Origin of the sequence: Sutcliffiella halmapala (assembly GCF_050107295.1) — a bacterium.
Classification (GTDB): domain Bacteria; phylum Bacillota; class Bacilli; order Bacillales; family Bacillaceae_I; genus Sutcliffiella_A; species Sutcliffiella_A halmapala_A.
In genome coordinates this window covers 307,765-323,952 of the sequence record NZ_JBNIKR010000002.1, presented here as the reverse complement: position 1 = coordinate 323,952, position 16,188 = coordinate 307,765, and the positions used below count along the sequence as shown (strand labels likewise).

15 protein-coding genes and 1 other RNA gene are annotated in these 16,188 nt (G+C 42.9%); 1 reads left to right on the top strand and 15 read right to left on the bottom strand.

All coding sequences use genetic code 11. The features are described 5' to 3' along the window. Positions 1 to 85: 85 nt before the first annotated feature. The 4 genes from ACQCT5_RS05515 to ACQCT5_RS05500 form a co-directional block, all read right to left on the bottom strand. A complete protein-coding gene (locus tag ACQCT5_RS05515; protein ID WP_499639783.1) occupies positions 86 to 238 on the bottom strand; it encodes a hypothetical protein in 153 nt (50 codons plus the stop codon). 471 nt (positions 239 to 709) lie between these two features. Continuing rightward, positions 710 to 1,261 carry an isoprenylcysteine carboxyl methyltransferase family protein gene (locus ACQCT5_RS05510; protein ID WP_499639781.1) on the bottom strand — a complete coding sequence of 184 codons (552 nt, stop codon included), beginning with the start codon at positions 1,259 to 1,261 and terminating at the stop codon, positions 710 to 712. Between the two features lie 4 nt (positions 1,262 to 1,265). Next, a complete protein-coding gene (locus tag ACQCT5_RS05505; RefSeq protein ID WP_499639779.1) occupies positions 1,266 to 2,345 on the bottom strand; it encodes a type III polyketide synthase in 1,080 nt (359 codons plus the stop codon). Positions 2,346 to 2,545: 200 nt separating this feature from the next. Continuing rightward, on the bottom strand, positions 2,546 to 3,076 hold the full coding sequence (locus ACQCT5_RS05500; protein WP_499639777.1) for a GNAT family N-acetyltransferase: 531 nt from the start codon (positions 3,074 to 3,076) through the stop codon (positions 2,546 to 2,548). A 165-nt stretch (positions 3,077 to 3,241) separates the two neighbouring features. On the opposite strand from ACQCT5_RS05500, the gene ACQCT5_RS05495 reads away from it, so the two are divergent. Then, complete coding sequence (locus ACQCT5_RS05495) at positions 3,242 to 3,700, top strand: chemotaxis protein CheX (protein ID WP_499639775.1); 459 nt, start codon at positions 3,242 to 3,244, stop codon at positions 3,698 to 3,700. 306 nt (positions 3,701 to 4,006) lie between these two features. On the opposite strand, the gene ACQCT5_RS05490 is transcribed toward ACQCT5_RS05495, so the two are convergent. The 11 genes from ACQCT5_RS05490 to ACQCT5_RS05440 all read right to left on the bottom strand — a co-directional run bounded on the left by ACQCT5_RS05490 (position 4,007) and on the right by ACQCT5_RS05440 (position 16,164). After that, on the bottom strand, positions 4,007 to 5,521 hold the full coding sequence (locus tag ACQCT5_RS05490) for a carboxypeptidase M32 (RefSeq protein WP_499639774.1): 1,515 nt from the start codon (positions 5,519 to 5,521) through the stop codon (positions 4,007 to 4,009). A gap of 148 nt (positions 5,522 to 5,669) precedes the next feature. Further along, entirely contained in the window at positions 5,670 to 7,610 is a 1,941-nt protein-coding gene (locus ACQCT5_RS05485) for an ATP-dependent DNA helicase (protein ID WP_499639772.1), read from the bottom strand. A gap of 145 nt (positions 7,611 to 7,755) precedes the next feature. Beyond that, entirely contained in the window at positions 7,756 to 7,947 is a 192-nt protein-coding gene (locus ACQCT5_RS05480) for a hypothetical protein (protein ID WP_499639770.1), read from the bottom strand. 97 nt (positions 7,948 to 8,044) lie between these two features. Continuing rightward, positions 8,045 to 8,248, bottom strand: a complete 204-nt coding sequence (locus ACQCT5_RS05475) for a hypothetical protein (protein ID WP_499639768.1) — start codon at positions 8,246 to 8,248, stop codon at positions 8,045 to 8,047. Positions 8,249 to 8,302: 54 nt separating this feature from the next. After that, on the bottom strand, positions 8,303 to 9,448 hold the full coding sequence (locus tag ACQCT5_RS05470; RefSeq protein ID WP_499639766.1) for a THUMP domain-containing class I SAM-dependent RNA methyltransferase: 1,146 nt from the start codon (positions 9,446 to 9,448) through the stop codon (positions 8,303 to 8,305). Positions 9,449 to 9,808: 360 nt separating this feature from the next. Beyond that, an RNA gene (rnpB, locus tag ACQCT5_RS05465) (RNase P RNA component class B) lies at positions 9,809 to 10,198 on the bottom strand. 62 nt (positions 10,199 to 10,260) lie between these two features. Next, positions 10,261 to 10,566 (bottom strand): cell division regulator GpsB, encoded by a 306-nt coding sequence (gene gpsB, locus ACQCT5_RS05460; protein ID WP_499639764.1) that lies wholly within the window; start codon positions 10,564 to 10,566, stop codon positions 10,261 to 10,263. 131 nt (positions 10,567 to 10,697) lie between these two features. After that, positions 10,698 to 11,264 (bottom strand): SLOG family protein, encoded by a 567-nt coding sequence (locus ACQCT5_RS05455; protein ID WP_499639762.1) that lies wholly within the window; start codon positions 11,262 to 11,264, stop codon positions 10,698 to 10,700. 655 nt (positions 11,265 to 11,919) lie between these two features. Continuing rightward, the gene (locus tag ACQCT5_RS05450; RefSeq protein WP_499639760.1) at positions 11,920 to 12,288 is read right to left on the bottom strand and encodes a CotD family spore coat protein; all 369 of its coding nucleotides are present in this window, start codon (positions 12,286 to 12,288) and stop codon (positions 11,920 to 11,922) included. 340 nt (positions 12,289 to 12,628) lie between these two features. Continuing rightward, complete coding sequence (locus tag ACQCT5_RS05445; protein WP_499639758.1) at positions 12,629 to 13,885, bottom strand: ribonuclease H-like domain-containing protein; 1,257 nt, start codon at positions 13,883 to 13,885, stop codon at positions 12,629 to 12,631. 14 nt (positions 13,886 to 13,899) lie between these two features. Next, on the bottom strand, positions 13,900 to 16,164 hold the full coding sequence (locus ACQCT5_RS05440; RefSeq protein ID WP_499639756.1) for a DEAD/DEAH box helicase: 2,265 nt from the start codon (positions 16,162 to 16,164) through the stop codon (positions 13,900 to 13,902). Positions 16,165 to 16,188: the final 24 nt, after the last annotated feature.

The following is a 16,188-nucleotide window of genomic DNA, read 5'->3' as shown; positions in this document are numbered from 1 at the left end:
TCAGTCGGCCAGTTGGCGAACATGTACATACCAAAAAAACAAGACCCAATGCTCATGTATGCGCATTGGGTCTTGTTATGTATGTTTATTTTGCATGTTTTGGCTCACATGTATGATTGAGGACAACTTTCATTAAAATGGAATAGGCAACGATTGTTGTTCCTACAAATAGTAGTGTCATGCTTCCACCATCCCTCAAGTTGATTTTATTGATACTGATAATTGTTATCACCATCATATCAGGTTATCACCCAATTGACAATGACTATCATTCCTAATATTATTTTTATTTTGATTACCCTAAAATACGTGTGTGTTCTGTTTAACTCCCTGTTGATTTCCGTTCCAGGTGGCAGCGATCGCGGGGCGGTTCTTGAGCCTCCTCGGAGTTGCCTGCGGGGTCTCATGTCTACCGCTATCTCCCGCAGGAGTCTCACACCTTGCACTCCAATCAACAGGGGCGGCAGTTAACGCATAACGTCCACATTAAATTTTCATTTCACATTGTGAAGAACTTTTATAAGGGTCTCTGTTAAAATCTAATGTTTGTTTTTTTAAGAATCTAGCTGTTGATTGGAGCAATAGGCGAAGACTCCGGCGGGTGTTGCGTTTAGTGGAGGCTCCACAGGCGTAAGCCGAGGAGGCTCTCGCAAGCCCCGCGGAAAGCGCAGCCTAGTGCGGAAATCAACAGCGGCGTTAAACAGAGACATTATATTTTCGGAGTAAACCTGCTTTTCTCTTGAGCATAGTTTGAATAGTCGCTTGTTGTTTTATTCAGGGCTTTTTCTTCCAAGGGAATGCGGACTGATAGCATCCAGGCATTGAGGATGGTGAAGATGAAGGCTGTGATGTAAGCTTGAAATAGCAAAGGTATGACGATGATCTCCAGGGAAACAACCAAATAATTGGGATGCCTGAAAAACCTGTAGGGTCCCTTTTTTACCACATCGGCATTTGGCAAAATGATTATTTTGGTATTCCAGAACCTCCCAAGAGTTGTGATGGTCCAGACTCTCATTATCTGTGTCACTATAAACAAGGAGAAGAGGACTGGCCATAAGGGACTTATTTCCTTTGATAGAAGGATCACCTCTAAAAGAAAGCTAAGTAAAAAAGCGACATGCAAGCTCACCATATACCTATAATGCTCCTGGCCGAATTCCACAGCCCCCTTCCCCTTCATCAATCTTTCATTTCTCTTGGCAATCCTAAGTTCCACCAATCGCTGGCAGACTACGAACATATAAAAAAGAAAGAACATCTTTTCACTCCCATTTCAGCAATAGCAATTCCGAGCTGAAGCCTGGCCCTAGTGCGCCAGCTATTCCTGACTGCCCTTTTTCCGCTTCATTTTCCATGATTTCTTTTAATACGTATAGTACGGTTGCGGACGACATATTACCATATTCCTTCAGCACCCTCATGGAAGTTTCCAATTTCCCTTCAGGTACACCCAGGCATTCCTTATAGGCTTCCAACACTTTTTTCCCACCTGGATGAAAGACAAAGTGTTCGATTTCTTCGATGCTTATACGTTGCTGATCAAGAAACCGTTTGACATTAGGAGCAAGCCAACTCTCGATAATACTTGGGATGTCACGTGAAAATACGACGTATAGCCCTTCATTTTTGACTTCCCAGCCCATCACTTCCTCAGAATCCTTCATGAGTGTGGATTGACTTCCAAGTATAGATGGATAGGAGTAGTTATCATCTACAGAAACTCTATCACCAGCCACTAAAACACAAGCAATTCCATCCGCAAATAATGAGGTACCGACAAGATTGCTTTTTGAGTGGTCGTTCTTCTGAAAGGTGAGACTGCATAACTCCACACTTAATACCAATACCTTCGCATCAGGAAACGCCAAGCAATACTCATAGGCTCTCGATAATCCTGCTGCGCCACCAGCACATCCCAAGCCCCAGATCGGAATTCTCTTCGTAAAAGGGGAAAACGGAAGCTTATTCATAATTCGAGCCTCGATACTGGGTGTTGACATGCCTGTTGTGGAAATGTAGAAAATCGCCTCAATCTCTTCATAGTGAACCGTGCTTTTGAGGGTAACATTGTTGGATAGACATACTTGAATGGCATGCACACCATAAGCAACCGCCTCTTCCATATAAATATTATTTCTTTCCTCAAAGGTATGCGGGCTGCGGAACCATTCCACATCTCTAGCAAAATGCCTTTTCTCAATCTGCCCGTTCTGAAAAACCGTCAGCAGCCGGTTGATATCCTTGAAAGATTCTTCAAAAAGCTCTTTGGCAAATTCCACAGCCTTATCCTGTGAAATCGGATATTTTGGTATGGCGGTTCCGACTGAAAGTATTTTTGGCATAGTGTGACACACCTCTTGAATTTGGTATTTTTACTATTGCCAAATCGTATAAAAATATGCAGAAAATGGTACTCGCGGGAATAAAAAAGGCTTTCCCTCAAAAAGGGAAAGCGCAATTCGTTTTAAAGGAGTTGTTGTGTTGTGCATTTTTATTATAACTAAAAATAGGAGAGATAACATTGTTAATTATTTGCAATCTGCTATTTATAGAATTTGGCCATCCAAAGCTCATCTACATATTCTCCATTGATAAAGGCCTGCTCCTTTTGATTGCCTTCTTCATGGAAACCATATTTCTTATACAATTGGTACGCCACCTCATTCGAAGAAAACACCGTCAGCGACAGCTTTCTAATATGCTGCTCACACCACATATCTGTGTAATCCATGATTTTCTTCCCAATTCCGAGCCCCTGTGCTTCTCGTGCAAGCCAAGTTCGGAAGATACCTGTATGCTTCTTCATTTGAAGCTCACCCATGATCACCCGGGCTATGCCTACCACCCGGCCATTCCATTCCGCACCCAGATACATATTTCCTTTCTGCTGCATTTCCCGTATAAAGGCCTTCTCCTCATCCACGGAGCGAGGCGCCTCTTTTTGAATAAACTCACCAGCAGCAATAATGCTCTCTACAGCTTTTACAATATCCTCTGCATCTTCCTCTTTCACAGGCCTAAGCTTCACTGTGGAACCATCCTTGGCTGTGAACTCTAACAATAAATCGAACATACGAACCTCCACTATTCATTCTTGAGTAACTCATATTAATACATCCAATCTTATTGTTCAACAAATGAAGGTTTCTAAACAAAATGTTGAAATTTGTTGAAAAATTACATAAATAATATGATATGATAAAAAAGTACTAGATACTTCAGTTTCAGGAGGTGCTTTATGTCCCCCTCAGAGAGCTTAACCCAAGTTTTCAACAGGACTATCGATTCAGTTAAATCGGTCATTCCTATCGACTTCACGTTTGAACAGCCCAGTCTACATACAGAAACTCTTACAAACGTGGCATTAGGTGTCCTGATTGTTTTAACTGGAGACATCAGAGGTCAACTTATCATCCAAGGAGAACGTACAGTATTCCAGCATATTGGGGCCATGATGTTTGGCATGGAATTGGAAGGTGAAATGCTTCAATCCTTTACTGGCGAGCTTGGCAATATGATCGCTGGCACCCTCTCCTCTAACATTGCTCATAGTGGTCTTAATATGGATATCACTCCTCCCAATGTTTTGATTGAACAGCAAACTGAATTTCATCTGCACCACCGTCTACATTCTCCCCTTTACTTAAAGGACAACGGTGAAATGCAAATAATTGTAGAATTAGAAAATGCATCATAATTTTATTCATACCTGTTGAAGTCCAAATATTAGGGCTTCTTTTTTATTCACGGAGAGTAAGTGGATTTATTTGAAGGCTTTATTAAATAAAATGTTGTTTTTATGAATACTAGCTGTTGATTGGAGCAATAGGCGAAGACTCCTGCGGGAGGTAGCGGTAGGCTGGAGACCCCGCAAGGCAAAGCCTGAGGAGGCTCCAGCACCGCCCCTTGGGTCGCTACGCCTAGTGCGGAAATCAACAGCGGCGCTTATTAGGGCCAAAAAAAAAGCCTCATTACAGAGGCCTCTAATCTATTAGCGATTATACTATAGCTGATAAATCCCTTTATACTTCTCTTCCAGGTATTCGATCAGATAGTCTACGTTCAGTTCTTCACCTGTTACTTCTTTCAGAATCTCCAGCGGTTTTTTCATTTTTCCATGCTGATGGACTTTTTCTGTAAGCCAGCCTTTTATGGAACCAAGATCTCCCTTTTCAAGCAGTTCATCAAAGTTCGGAAGGTCCTTTAACATCGCTTGCTTGAATTGGGCTGCATACATATATCCTAACGCATAGGACGGGAAGTAGCCAAAGCTTCCACCTGACCAGTGAACATCCTGTAATATCCCCTTGGCATCGTTTGGAGGGGTAATGCCTAGATAGCTTTCATACTTCTCATTCCAAGCCTTGGGAAGGTCCTTCACTTCCAACTCGTCATTGAATAATGCTTTCTCCAGTTCATAGCGAATCATGATATGTAGAGCGTAGGTAAGCTCATCCGCTTCAATCCTGATCAAGGAAGGCTTGGCTTCATTGATGGCCAGATAGAAATCCTCCATGCTCAAAGAGTCAAAAGCACCTTCTGCATAACGTTGAAGCGATTCATAATGTCGTTTCCAGAATGATTCGTTACGGCCTACAAAGTTTTCATAAAACAGGGATTGTGACTCATGGATACCCATGGAGGTTCCCATGCAAAGCCCTGTTCCTACCAATTCTGTCGATATGTTCTGTTCATACAAGGCATGCCCACACTCATGGATAGTACCGAAAACAGCTGTCCGGAAGTCCTGTTCATCGTACTTTGTCGTCACGCGCACATCACCAGGATTAAGTCCAATCGCAAATGGATGAACGGTTTCATCCAATCTTCCTGCGTCAAAATCATATTTAAGTTCCTTTAAAACCTCGAGACTGAACCTTTGCTGATTTTCTTTGGGAAATGGAACGAGCAATTCGGATGATCTTGGCTGAACCTCGGAATTCTGAATAGCCTTTACAAGTGGGACAATACGGTCTTTGAGCCTTCCAAAAACCTCATCCAACATAGCTACCGTCACACCTGGTTCATACAGATCTAAAAGGGTGTTATACTTATTATTTTCATAGCCCCAATAGTCGATGAATTTTTTATTATATTCCACCAACTTCTCCATGAAAGGCTGGAGCAACGTAAAATCGGATTTGGCTTTTGCCTCTTCCCAAACGGATTCCGCCTTTGTGCTTAGCACCACATATTCCTGATATTCTTTGGCAGGAATCTTTTTATTTTGGTCATAGTTCTTTCTTGTTTCAAGTAAGGATGCCTTGGTAACCTCGTTCAATGTTTGAAACACATCTTCCTGTTGAAGCTGTGACAAATAGGCAGCCATTTCCTCTGAAGTAGACATGTTGAACACTTCAGAAGATAATACTCCGATTACATCAGAACGGCGGTCCACCCCTTTTTTCGGGGCACCGGTGCGTAAATCCCAGAAAATAAGGGAAAGTGCTTCTTTATAGCTTTCCATCTTAGTCATATATTCCAAATATTGCTTTTCCAAGCTTTTTGTCTCTATCATGCTTCTATCCCCCAACATATCCTAGACTAAGTTTAAGAATACACAATTTTCTTACTAGTTGGCAACACATTTCTGGCTATCCAGGTTTTCTGAGTTAAACAGAAAAATGCTCCAAGCTTATAGTGCCCGGAGCATTTCATGGTCATATTTAGCCTTGCAATGTTGTAACAGGCACAGTAGGAAGAACCGTTTCTAGCTTATCTTTTACCTGATTTGGTAGATTGGTTGGCAGGAAGATGGTTATTTCCCCTTGGTCCTCAGATGAACGAATCAGCCTTCCGATTCCCTGTCTTAGGCGAAGAAGCATATACGGTACATCCAACTGCAAGAACGGATCCTCGAGTCCCTTGCGCTTTGCAGCAAACACGGGATCATTAGGAGGAAACGGCAGTGACCATATCACCACATTGGATAGGGATGGACCTGGAATATCGAGGCCTTCCCATAGGTGATAGGCACACAAAACCGATTTTTCATCGTTTTGGAATTCGGAAACAAGTACACTAATTTCCTGTTCCCCTTCATAAAGGAATCGGTAAGCTGTATTATTCTCGTTCTTTTCCTTGAATTGCTGCAGCTCACGCTTGGTTGAAAACAATACGAGCGCACTGCCTTCGGTACGGTTTATCGCTTCCATCGTCGCGTGATATTTCTTGCCGAATCCGGCTTCGTCGTTGTCCAGCACAGCCAATTGCAATCTCATTTTTTCATCATAGTCAAATGGTGAATTAATAGAAAATGATAGATAGTCACTGATACCGAGAGAGGTTGCAAGATAATCAAAGGAATTATTGTCTGAAAGAGTTGCGGAAGAGAATACGAATGGTATTTTTTTCGAGAATACATTCTCCTTCAATACTTCCTCTACCGTTTTAGGCATCACTACCAATGTCAGATCATTTTTCGCCTGCTCGGCCCATGCAATCACATCTTCCTGTGATAGAAGCAGTTTCAATAGGAACTCGATGGAATCCAGATATTCCTCCACAATGTGGAGCTGGTAATGGTCAACGGTATGAAGTTCTCCTTCAAATACCAATTGATTTCCGATTTCCTCCACTTTTGCCAGCAGATTTTTTGCATCTTGCACTAAAGCTTGATCCATTCTGATATCTTTTCTTTCTGAACCGTCAATGGAACTTAGGTTGTTCTCTAGCGTTTCAAAGAATAGGTCATTGGCTTCCAGTGCATCCTCCACAAGCAGGACGAACTCTTCCCTGAGGTCGTTTCCTAATAGTCTTGTAAGCAACTCTTCTACCATGTGCTTTTTGATTTTATAAGTCAGCGCTTTTTGGGCCGCGTATTCCAATAGATGCCCTTCATCAAAGACAACCGTGGATGCTTCCGGTAATAATGGAAGCTGTCCTTCACGCTTCCTTTTATCCACCGTCCATACGTGTTCCATATAAAAGTCGTGGGAGCAGATGATCAGGTCTGTCGATTTGCGGTAGTGATCCCTTGATAAGGTTTGTCCACATCGATGACGCTTTTCACAGCTGAAACAATCCTGAAAGCTATCCCATCCGATGAGACCCCACTCTTCATCATTCAGTTTGGAATAGTCCTTTCTGTCTCCATAAGGATGAAAGGATTGCATTGGAGCTGTTTTGTTTACGAATTTCGGCAAAGAATCAAACACTTCATCAATATTATCTATGTCGTACGTATTTAAAGCATGATCCAATTTATTTAAACAAAGGTACTGATCTGGTGATTTTGCCAATCTTACATCAAATGTTACATCCAGAATGTTGGAAAGCTTGGCAATATCGCCTTCCTTTTTTACCAGCTGTTCGATCAGGGATTCGTCTGCACAGGTGATGATGGCAGGCTTGCCCATATATCTTGCATAACAGATTGCATATAAAAGATACACCATCGTCTTCCCTGTTCCTACACCCGCTTCAGAGAAAATGACTTTCTTTTCCTTGTATGCCCGTTCTAGTTGAAATGCCATAAAGATTTGCTCATCACGAAGTTCAAACCCTGCTTCCGGCAGAATGTCATAAAATACATCCCCGATCCATTCGTTCAAACGATCAAAAAAAGAATCACCCTTGTTCATTGTAAAAGGCAGACGATTGTTCATATTATGTACCTCCGTGAAAAAATTTGCATCATCAAAAGTTTCCGTCACAAAAAAGTTTGCATCTGAACATTATTGAAAAAATAGCGGGTTTTGTCAAGCTTTTTATCCAAAATAAAAAGTTCCCCTTCCTTTAAAGGGAAACTTTTTAGCCTTTCATTATATGAATCATGCTCTCATCCACATAGGACGCGTGCAGCATGGCTTTCATATATTCCTCGCGTGCAGCCTTCATACGTTCCACGCATTCACCTTCGAGCAGGTTCTCATTGGCGAGACTTTGATAGCTGCTGTCAAGCGCTTTTGAAATTTTCATAAAATCATTTACATGCAAAGGCATAGAATCCCCCTCCATCCTTATTACTGATAGAAGTATTCTATGCCCAGTTTGATATTATTATACGTTGTCTCAACAGATTATTGTACAAGCCTTACTCTCACTGATCTTCACTGCTGGAATCTTCTTTTGAGTCTTTTTTCTTTTTCTCTTCTTCAGCTTCGTACTTGATGTCCTCCAAAGGCAGTTCATCAATCGGCATCACAAGCTGGTCGCGCCTTTTCTGCTTTTTTTCATTTTCCTTGAAGGCTTTTTCTTTTTCATTTCTTTCCAATAGCTCTTTTTCTTTTCTTGTGTTTGTCACCGAAATCACTCCTTTGTAACCTTTTCCCCGGGAGCTCGGTTGATAAACAATTCCTTAGACGTTTCTAGGGGGACGCTTGCCCCAATATTGGTAATAGTCCGTTTTGATGAATCCGTTAAACAGCTTTCTTTTTTTCGTAGCCTTTCTCCCGAAAAAGCTCTCAAAGCCTTCATGGGATGTAAGAATATATATGGACCATGTATCCAGTTCTTTAAAGGCTTTTCCCATGCCGCGGTACATTTTCTCGACCTCAGGACGTTCACCTAACCGCTCACCGTAAGGAGGATTTCCAACTATGACTCCGTACTCTTTTTTCGTCGTAAAATCAGATACCTGCATCTGTTTGAATGAGATTAGTTCCCCAAGACCCGCTTCAAAAGCATTTTCCTTCGCTATGGAAATCATGCGATGGTCAATATCATATCCTGAAATGTCCAGAGGCTGATCGTAGTTTGCTTTCTCTTCCACTTCTTGACGGGCTCTTTCCCATAGTGGATCTCCAATCCAATGCCAGTCCTCAGAGACGAAATCCCTGTTGAAGCCCGGAGCTATATTCTGACCTATCAGGGCTGCTTCAATGGCAATAGTACCAGAACCACAGAAAGGATCGGCAAATGGCTTATCAGGAGTCCAGTTGGTTAACATCACCAAAGCTGCAGCCAACGTTTCTTTTAAAGGAGCTTCCCCCTGGTCCGCGCGATAGCCCCGTTTATGCAGCCCGATTCCCGATGCATCGATGGTGAGCTGGACATTATCCTTCAGGATCGCCACTTCAATTTTATAAACCGCGCCTTTTTCATCCAGCCAGTCGGATTGAATGTTATAATGCTGCTTGATTTTGTTCACTACCGCCTTTTTCACGATTGCCTGGCAATCCGGCACGCTGGAAAGCTGTGATTTGACTGATTTTCCGATAACAGGAAATTCAGCATCCTCTGGAAGGTAATCTCCCCATGGCAATGCTTTTGTTTGTTCAAAAAGCTGGTCAAAAGTTGTCGCTTTAAACTCCCCTACAACCACTTTGATGCGGTCCGCCGTTCTAAGCCATAGGTTCGCGCGGCAGATGGCAAGTGCATCACCGTAGAAGATGACCTTTCCATTATCTACTGTGCAATCGTATCCCAGATCCTTCACTTCTTTTGCCACTAGGGATTCCAGTCCCATTGCAGCGGTTGCAATTAATTTGAATTTGTTTTTCATCTTGTCACCCTAACCTTTTCAAACGAATATGTATGTAATCTATTGTAGCCAAAATTCTAACAGATGAGCCCGTACAAAAGTGGCCTTTATTTATTAAACAAGAGCTCAGTTAAACACCGCTGTTGATTTCCGCACTAGGCACAGCGACCCAAGGGGCTTGCGAGAGCCTCCTCGGCTGCGCCTGTGGGGTCTCCACTAAACGCAACACCCGCCGGAGTCTTCGCCTATTGCTCCAATCAACAGCTATTATACTCAAAAAGACCATTTTTGTTTAACAAAACTAATACAAAAGCTCTCCTGGGATCAGGAGAGCTTATTCTTTAATCTACATCATAATCATGCGACATCCAATCAATAGCGATCTGTAAGCCATGTTCTGTTCCTTTGTACTGCAAACGGATTGCTCCTTGTACTCAGGTGGTAACCATCTGTCTACAGATAATATAAGATCATCTGTCCTTCTCATTCGTTCGGATTCCATAGAGAAGGTGCCCCTACCATTGTTTGGGTTTCTCGCTCGAGGGGTTTACCGCGTTCCACTCCTGCAATTTCTTGCCGGACTACGTCACTGTGGCACTTTCAAGGTATTCACACCATATCTCTCGACTTAGGTGCTTTCCCTGCCGTTAGCCCAGTATATACCAGACTACCCTAGCTTATTTTTTCGCTAGGCACGAACACTACAGGCATCACAGCCTGTGCGAGCATGGACTTTCCTCTACAGATAAACTGTAGCGGTTACCCAATCACTATTGATGTCAGCAAGATATAGTATAGTAAATCTGAATGATTAATGCAACTGTAAAATATTGTTATTCGTATAACTTGCTGCCAAATACATGCTTCTCCAAGTTGGAAAGTCTGCGTAGAATATCAAAGTTGGTGGATCCGGTATTGCTTGTGCTCTGCTGCGGCTTTTTACCAGCTTCCTCCACCTGGCGTTTCAATCTTGCATTTTCTTGCATCAGTAGGTCATATTCCTGGTAGAATGTTTCATAGTCCTTGATTACCACATCCAAAAACTTATCAACATCCTCAGCCTTATAGCCTCTCATGCCTGCTTTAAATTCTTTTTCCAAAATTTCTTTTGCTGTCAATTTGATTTTATCAGATAGCATAAGTTCCTCACCTCAATGCTAGTGCCACTTTTATCTTATTATTTTTTCAAAAAAAGGGACACTTGTCAATTTCTCTTTAATAGTATTTGAATAATTTTTATAAATATGATTTCAGCACAATTTGTAGTCAGTTACCAATCATGTTGTCCATTAAATTGTTCTTCCTCAACCACCAATTGAAGCTCATAGTCATCAATCATGAATATCGGATAGGATTGCTCGGCCGCTTTCCTTTTAGCCATTTCAATCATATATTGAGGATTACCCGGCCTCTCTTCATCATAAACCACCAATAAGCCATCCGACTTATCGATAAGAAACTGGTTTTTCATGCGAAGCTGAAGTGGAGATTCGTACTTCTTTTTGGTAATCGAATCAATATGATCGGCTTGAGACATAATCAGTTCATAATGCTCTTTGTTGGATTCACTCCAATTTTCCTCCTGCGAAAGAAATGGAGTAAATACTGCAAGCTTCAGGTCGGGATAGGTTGCTTGAAGCTCATACACCACTTCCGCTCCCCATAGCTCCACCCCCAACTGACCACTGATGACAATCCATTCTAACTCATGTCCCTCTTCGAGTAAAGAGACAATCCGTTTTTGGATGGCTTTTTTTATATAGTGTACAGCTGGATCATTCTTTTTAAACACTTGCAGTTCATGCGATTTATAACCTGTCAGGACGAGTACTTTCATAGACACCTCATAAGTTAATAATAGATATGTACGCACAAAAGCGCAAGAACTAAGATCATTTGAAAAATTTTTAAAGCTCTATTCGTTCGTAAACCTGTTGTTTTAAAATTAGGACTGGGCTAAAGATAAGATGTCCCCATAAAACGCCCTGTTTGTTGGTCTCCGTTCCAGGCGGCAGCGATCGCGGGCGGCCTCGGGACGGGAGCCTCCTCGGCGCTTTGCGCCTGCGGGGTCTCCCTTGACACGCTGCTCCCGCAGGAGTCTCACGCCTTGCACTCCAACCAAGAGGGGTGAATCATAGTATGAAATTCGCCTTCCTGAAGTTCGAAAAATTGGACTTTGTCTTATTTTTTTCACTTCAGTAGAGCAAATAATGTTAATAAACTGAGTTGATTGTAGCGGAGGACACTTGACTCCTGCGGGATAGTAGAGGGCATGGGAGACCCCACAGGCGAAGCCGAGGAGGCTCCCATCCGTCCCCGGGGAATCTTGTGTCCCTCGCTGCAATCAATGGGCTACATTTGATGTGTTAACTTTATCTTAATAGCAACAATGAATGCGAAAACAGCCAATTTTTAAAAAGAAAAAGAACTGGCTTCGCACCAGTTCCTTTATATAATCAGAGTAACGTATTTTTTTGACTTGTCAATAAAGCTTATCTGCCATAAGGTTTGCATTGCCCAGGCATTCCGCCGCCATAGCCCATACCAGGACCTTGTGAAGCTCCCATTACTTGGCCACCAGGCATTCCGCCAGGACCTTGGTATGCCCCCATTACTTGACCAGGTGCTCCTTGACCCATGCCAGGCGCTCCAGGACCACAGTTGAAGTTTTGATGTGAAACTGAGTCAACCATTGATTCAGTGTGTGGGAAATAATGCTTATGTTGGAACATTTGGTTGTTTACATATGTTGTGTGAGAAGGGTGAATGTGAGGAACCTCTGTTACGGATTGTAAGTTCTTTACACAACATTTAGTAGGATGAACGATTGGTGCCATCATGTTTGGTCTGCAGTTGTACATACTTATGATCTCCTTTCATTTTTTGTTTTTCTCTTTACATTAACAAACTATGAAAGAAGGGTGATACATGTACTAATACAAACACCTATTTTACGGAGATATACTCGTTTGCCTATGAAAATTATAGCAAAATCGTGTAGATATCTTCTTTAAGATTCGAAAATACAAAAAGTGTCAGACCGATAACAACAAAAAACAAACACAAAATTAATCTTGACAACGCTCTCTCTCCCATGCTTTTCCTTTGATTAATAGTAATTCACAATATTTAATTTTACATGGTAAATGTTACGTTGACAATACAAATTAAGAGATTATTTGACAAAATCCGAAAAATATTTCATGCTTCCATTTTCTTTTTCAGCCTTTCTATTCTTCTAGTATATTTATCACTGTTTTTCACTTTCCCACTGCGTTCAAAAAGCTGTTTTTCCTTCCAGAAATCAAAGGCTTGTTCTGCGTAGAAAAGTGCTGTGGAATAGTCTTTTTCCTTATGTTCGAGAAGCATGGAAAGCTCGATTGCTGCCTCTTCCTTTTTCGGGTTTGCCTCATGGCTGAATGACTGCAGGAACAAATCTTTTGCTTCGCTGTATTGTTCTTCCCTCTTTTTTATTAGACCCAATTTATAGGATGCTCCCCATGATTGTTCGACAATATTTTCATACATGCTTGCAGCCACCTGTTTTTGCCCGAGCGAATCAAACCATCTTCCAACTTCAAATTCTTCCTTTTCATTGCGGGTTTTTGACTCCGTCTGCAACAGCTTCGATAGATGAATATACAGGGTGATAAGGGTTAGGACGTCCCATTCATTATGCTTCAGCACGCCCTTGATCCCTTCCATTTCATGCGTTTTGACAAAGTCGAAATAGATCATCGGCGCCAAGAACCCCGGGATATCATTTTCTCTTTTTATGCCTAGTATCTCTCTTTCCACGTTCGCTAAACGAACCGAATCCATTGTATCCTTCCATAGCCTTCTTGCAGCATGCAAAAGGTCGAAATGTCCGAAAAGAGGGAGCTTGGGGACGTGTTCTCTAACTAGCGTGTGCCTTGTTTTTACTTGAGGCCAATCAAAAGCCTTCCCGTTATATGTGACAAGCGTTGTATAATCTACCTCCTGAAGGAAGCTCTGATAGAGGGCGACCTCATTGCCTGGTGCAGGAAGCAGATGCTGTCTGACCACCACTTTATCCTCAAGGACCCTCGCATATCCAAGAAGGAAAATCGTGGTCCCTGCTCCACCGCTTAGCCCTGTTGTTTCTGTATCAAAGAAGAACAGGTCCTTGGACAGATGGCCCCTTGCGGATAAAGGGTGTGCTGCAGGCTCTTTTTGCCAATTTTCCATTACAGGGAGGATTTCACCGAGGCTATAGCGGCCATGTCTGTAATCGAGTGGATACTCCACTTCACGGATCAGGCAATACTCCTCGTGAAAATGGAAGGGCACTGCACCATAGGCCTCCCATTCCTGCTCATTCGGAACAGATTGGTCCTTTGATTCAGGAGAAATTATTTCTTCCTTTTCTGTTTCCACCACTTGCTTTTCAGGCTGGAGATGCTTTTTCATTCTATTTAATTTGTTTTTGAAAGACATGTTTCACTCCCCCTTTATACAAGTTGCTGTAACAGCTGTAAAGATAGTTCTTTGGTGTCATCTAAGGCATGATCTGCTCCAATACATGATGGACAGCCATTCTTGCACGGGCAGTTTTTGATCAGTTCACTTGCTCTATCAAAAAGCTCTCCCACTTTTTCATAGGCTTTCTCACTCAATCCCACTCCACCAGGATAACGGTCGTAGAAGTAGATGACCGGCTTTTCGTCGTGGGTGGATTTAACCTGAGGTACGACTTGAAGATCCATCGGTTCGCACATGAGCAGAAGCGGTGCAACAGCTTTGAGGGCGTGGGAAAGCCCAATCAGGCTCTTTTCGAGTTCATCTGCACCAAGAGCATCCGTTATATTCTCTTCAAGGGTGATCCACGTGGCATTGGTATGGAGCTCTTCTTCAGGAAGATGGATCGGTCCGGAACCAATATTCTCATGTGTTTCGAATTTAATCTTTTTGAAAATGGTCGCCATCGCTTTAACGGATACATCTCCAAAGGAAACCGCTCCTGCAGGATAGTTCCTCTGTTTGTCGACCTCGAGAACATCTAGGGAAACAGCGAGGTTCGCATCTGTAAAGTAGTCTACATTCACTTCTCTGACATAAGCCTTCTTTTCTTCCCAATCAAGTTTTTCCACCTGATATTGGATGCCCTGATGCAGATAGATGGCTTCATCATGCAATAATGTCATCGCACTGAAGCGGTCCATCTCCCCAATCACTTTGTTGGCAGGCTCCACCGTCTGATCAATGATGATGACATTTTCCTGGGAGGCGGAGCGCAAGCTGATGTTATGTGCAGGGAAGGCATCATTCATCCAATGCCATTTTCCGCCATTCTCATGAAGCACCCGCTCTTCAGTCAAGTAGTCCAGAATATCCTCCAGCTCCACCCCATCAAAGGTGTCTCCTTTTTTGAATGGAAGTTCGTAAGCCGCGCATTTGATGTGGTCGACGAGTATCACAAGATTGTTCGGATTGATTCTTGCGGACTCGGGACTGCTTTTCAGGAAAAATTCCGGATGTTGAATGACATACTGATCAAGAGGACTGGAGCTTGCCACCATCACAATGACTGCCTCCCCTTGCCTTCTCCCTGCTCGTCCAGCCTGCTGCCAGGCACTAGCAATGGTTCCGGGATAACCCGTCATGATACAAACCTGAAGCTGGCCGATATCCACGCCGAGTTCAAGGGCGTTAGTACTGACAACTCCGTATATTTCCCCGTTTCTCAGTCCTTTTTCTATCTCACGCCTTTGTGTAGGCAGATACCCCCCGCGATAGCCCTGGATCGACTTTTTACCTAACTGGTTTTTCACAAGATCCTGCAAATAGGTCAAGAGGATTTCCACTCTCACTCTGCTCTTGGCGAAAATAATCGTCTGGATCTTCTCCTGAAGAAATTCGCTTGCAAGCTTCCTTACTTCGAGCGTGGCACTCCGGCGAATATTCAACGGTTTGTTGACGATCGGCGGATTATAAAAAACGATATGCTTTTTACTAGATGGCGCCCCATTATTATTGATCAGCTCAAAATGCTCCCCAGTCAGCTCCTCTGCAAGCTCCTTTGGGTTGGCTATTGTGGCGGACGTACAGATGAACGTCGGATTGCTTCCGTAGAACCGACAAATTCGCTTTAACCTGCGAATGACATTGGCTACATGGCTGCCAAAAACACCGCGATACGTATGCAATTCATCTATAACGATGTACTCGAGGTTTTCAAACAAGGACACCCATTTCGTATGATGCGGCAGGATGGCGGAATGAAGCATATCAGGATTCGTGATTACCACATGTCCAGCTTTTCGCACCTTTTGGCGGATAGCAGGAGCCGTATCCCCATCATAGGTATAACTGTTGATTTGAACACCCATTTGGGTAATGATTTCATTAAGTTCGCTCTTCTGGTCCTGTGCCAGAGCTTTTGTCGGAAAAAGATAAAGTGCCCTGCTTTCCTTATTGGCAATGATTTTCTGAAGAACAGGCAGATTGTAGCAGAGCGTCTTCCCGGAAGCCGTAGGTGTAACAGCTACAAAATGCTTTTTATGTATAGCCGCTTCAAAGGCTGCTGCTTGATGGGTATAGAGACTTGTTATCCCTCTGCTAGTCAATGCATTGCGAAGCCTGTCATCTATCTCTTCCGGAAAGGGCACCGACTGCGCTTCCTTTGGCGGAACTGTTTCCCAATGAACGATATTTCGAGCGATCGATTCCTCAGTTTTCATCCAATCTATCACTTCATGAATTGTTTTTCTCCACATGTTTCCTTCACCTCATTATCTACC

Excerpts from the sequence above, each read along its gene's own strand:
- ACQCT5_RS05495 (WP_499639775.1), top strand. The coding sequence starts at position 3,242 with ATGTCCCCCTCAGAGAGCTTAACCCAAGTTTTCAACAGGACTATCGAT.
- ACQCT5_RS05450 (WP_499639760.1), bottom strand. The coding sequence starts at position 12,288 with ATGTACAACTGCAGACCAAACATGATGGCACCAATCGTTCATCCTACT.
- ACQCT5_RS05485 (WP_499639772.1), bottom strand. The coding sequence starts at position 7,610 with ATGAACAATCGTCTGCCTTTTACAATGAACAAGGGTGATTCTTTTTTT.
- ACQCT5_RS05490 (WP_499639774.1), bottom strand. The coding sequence starts at position 5,521 with ATGATAGAGACAAAAAGCTTGGAAAAGCAATATTTGGAATATATGACT.
- ACQCT5_RS05480 (WP_499639770.1), bottom strand. The coding sequence starts at position 7,947 with ATGCCTTTGCATGTAAATGATTTTATGAAAATTTCAAAAGCGCTTGAC.
- ACQCT5_RS05445 (WP_499639758.1), bottom strand. The coding sequence starts at position 13,885 with ATGTCTTTCAAAAACAAATTAAATAGAATGAAAAAGCATCTCCAGCCT.
- ACQCT5_RS05455 (WP_499639762.1), bottom strand. The coding sequence starts at position 11,264 with ATGAAAGTACTCGTCCTGACAGGTTATAAATCGCATGAACTGCAAGTG.
- ACQCT5_RS05510 (WP_499639781.1), bottom strand. The coding sequence starts at position 1,261 with ATGTTCTTTCTTTTTTATATGTTCGTAGTCTGCCAGCGATTGGTGGAA.
- ACQCT5_RS05470 (WP_499639766.1), bottom strand. The coding sequence starts at position 9,448 with ATGAAAAACAAATTCAAATTAATTGCAACCGCTGCAATGGGACTGGAA.
- gpsB (WP_499639764.1), bottom strand. The coding sequence starts at position 10,566 with ATGCTATCTGATAAAATCAAATTGACAGCAAAAGAAATTTTGGAAAAA.
- ACQCT5_RS05440 (WP_499639756.1), bottom strand. The coding sequence starts at position 16,164 with ATGTGGAGAAAAACAATTCATGAAGTGATAGATTGGATGAAAACTGAG.
- ACQCT5_RS05500 (WP_499639777.1), bottom strand. The coding sequence starts at position 3,076 with ATGTTCGATTTATTGTTAGAGTTCACAGCCAAGGATGGTTCCACAGTG.
- ACQCT5_RS05515 (WP_499639783.1), bottom strand. The coding sequence starts at position 238 with ATGATGGTGATAACAATTATCAGTATCAATAAAATCAACTTGAGGGAT.
- ACQCT5_RS05505 (WP_499639779.1), bottom strand. The coding sequence starts at position 2,345 with ATGCCAAAAATACTTTCAGTCGGAACCGCCATACCAAAATATCCGATT.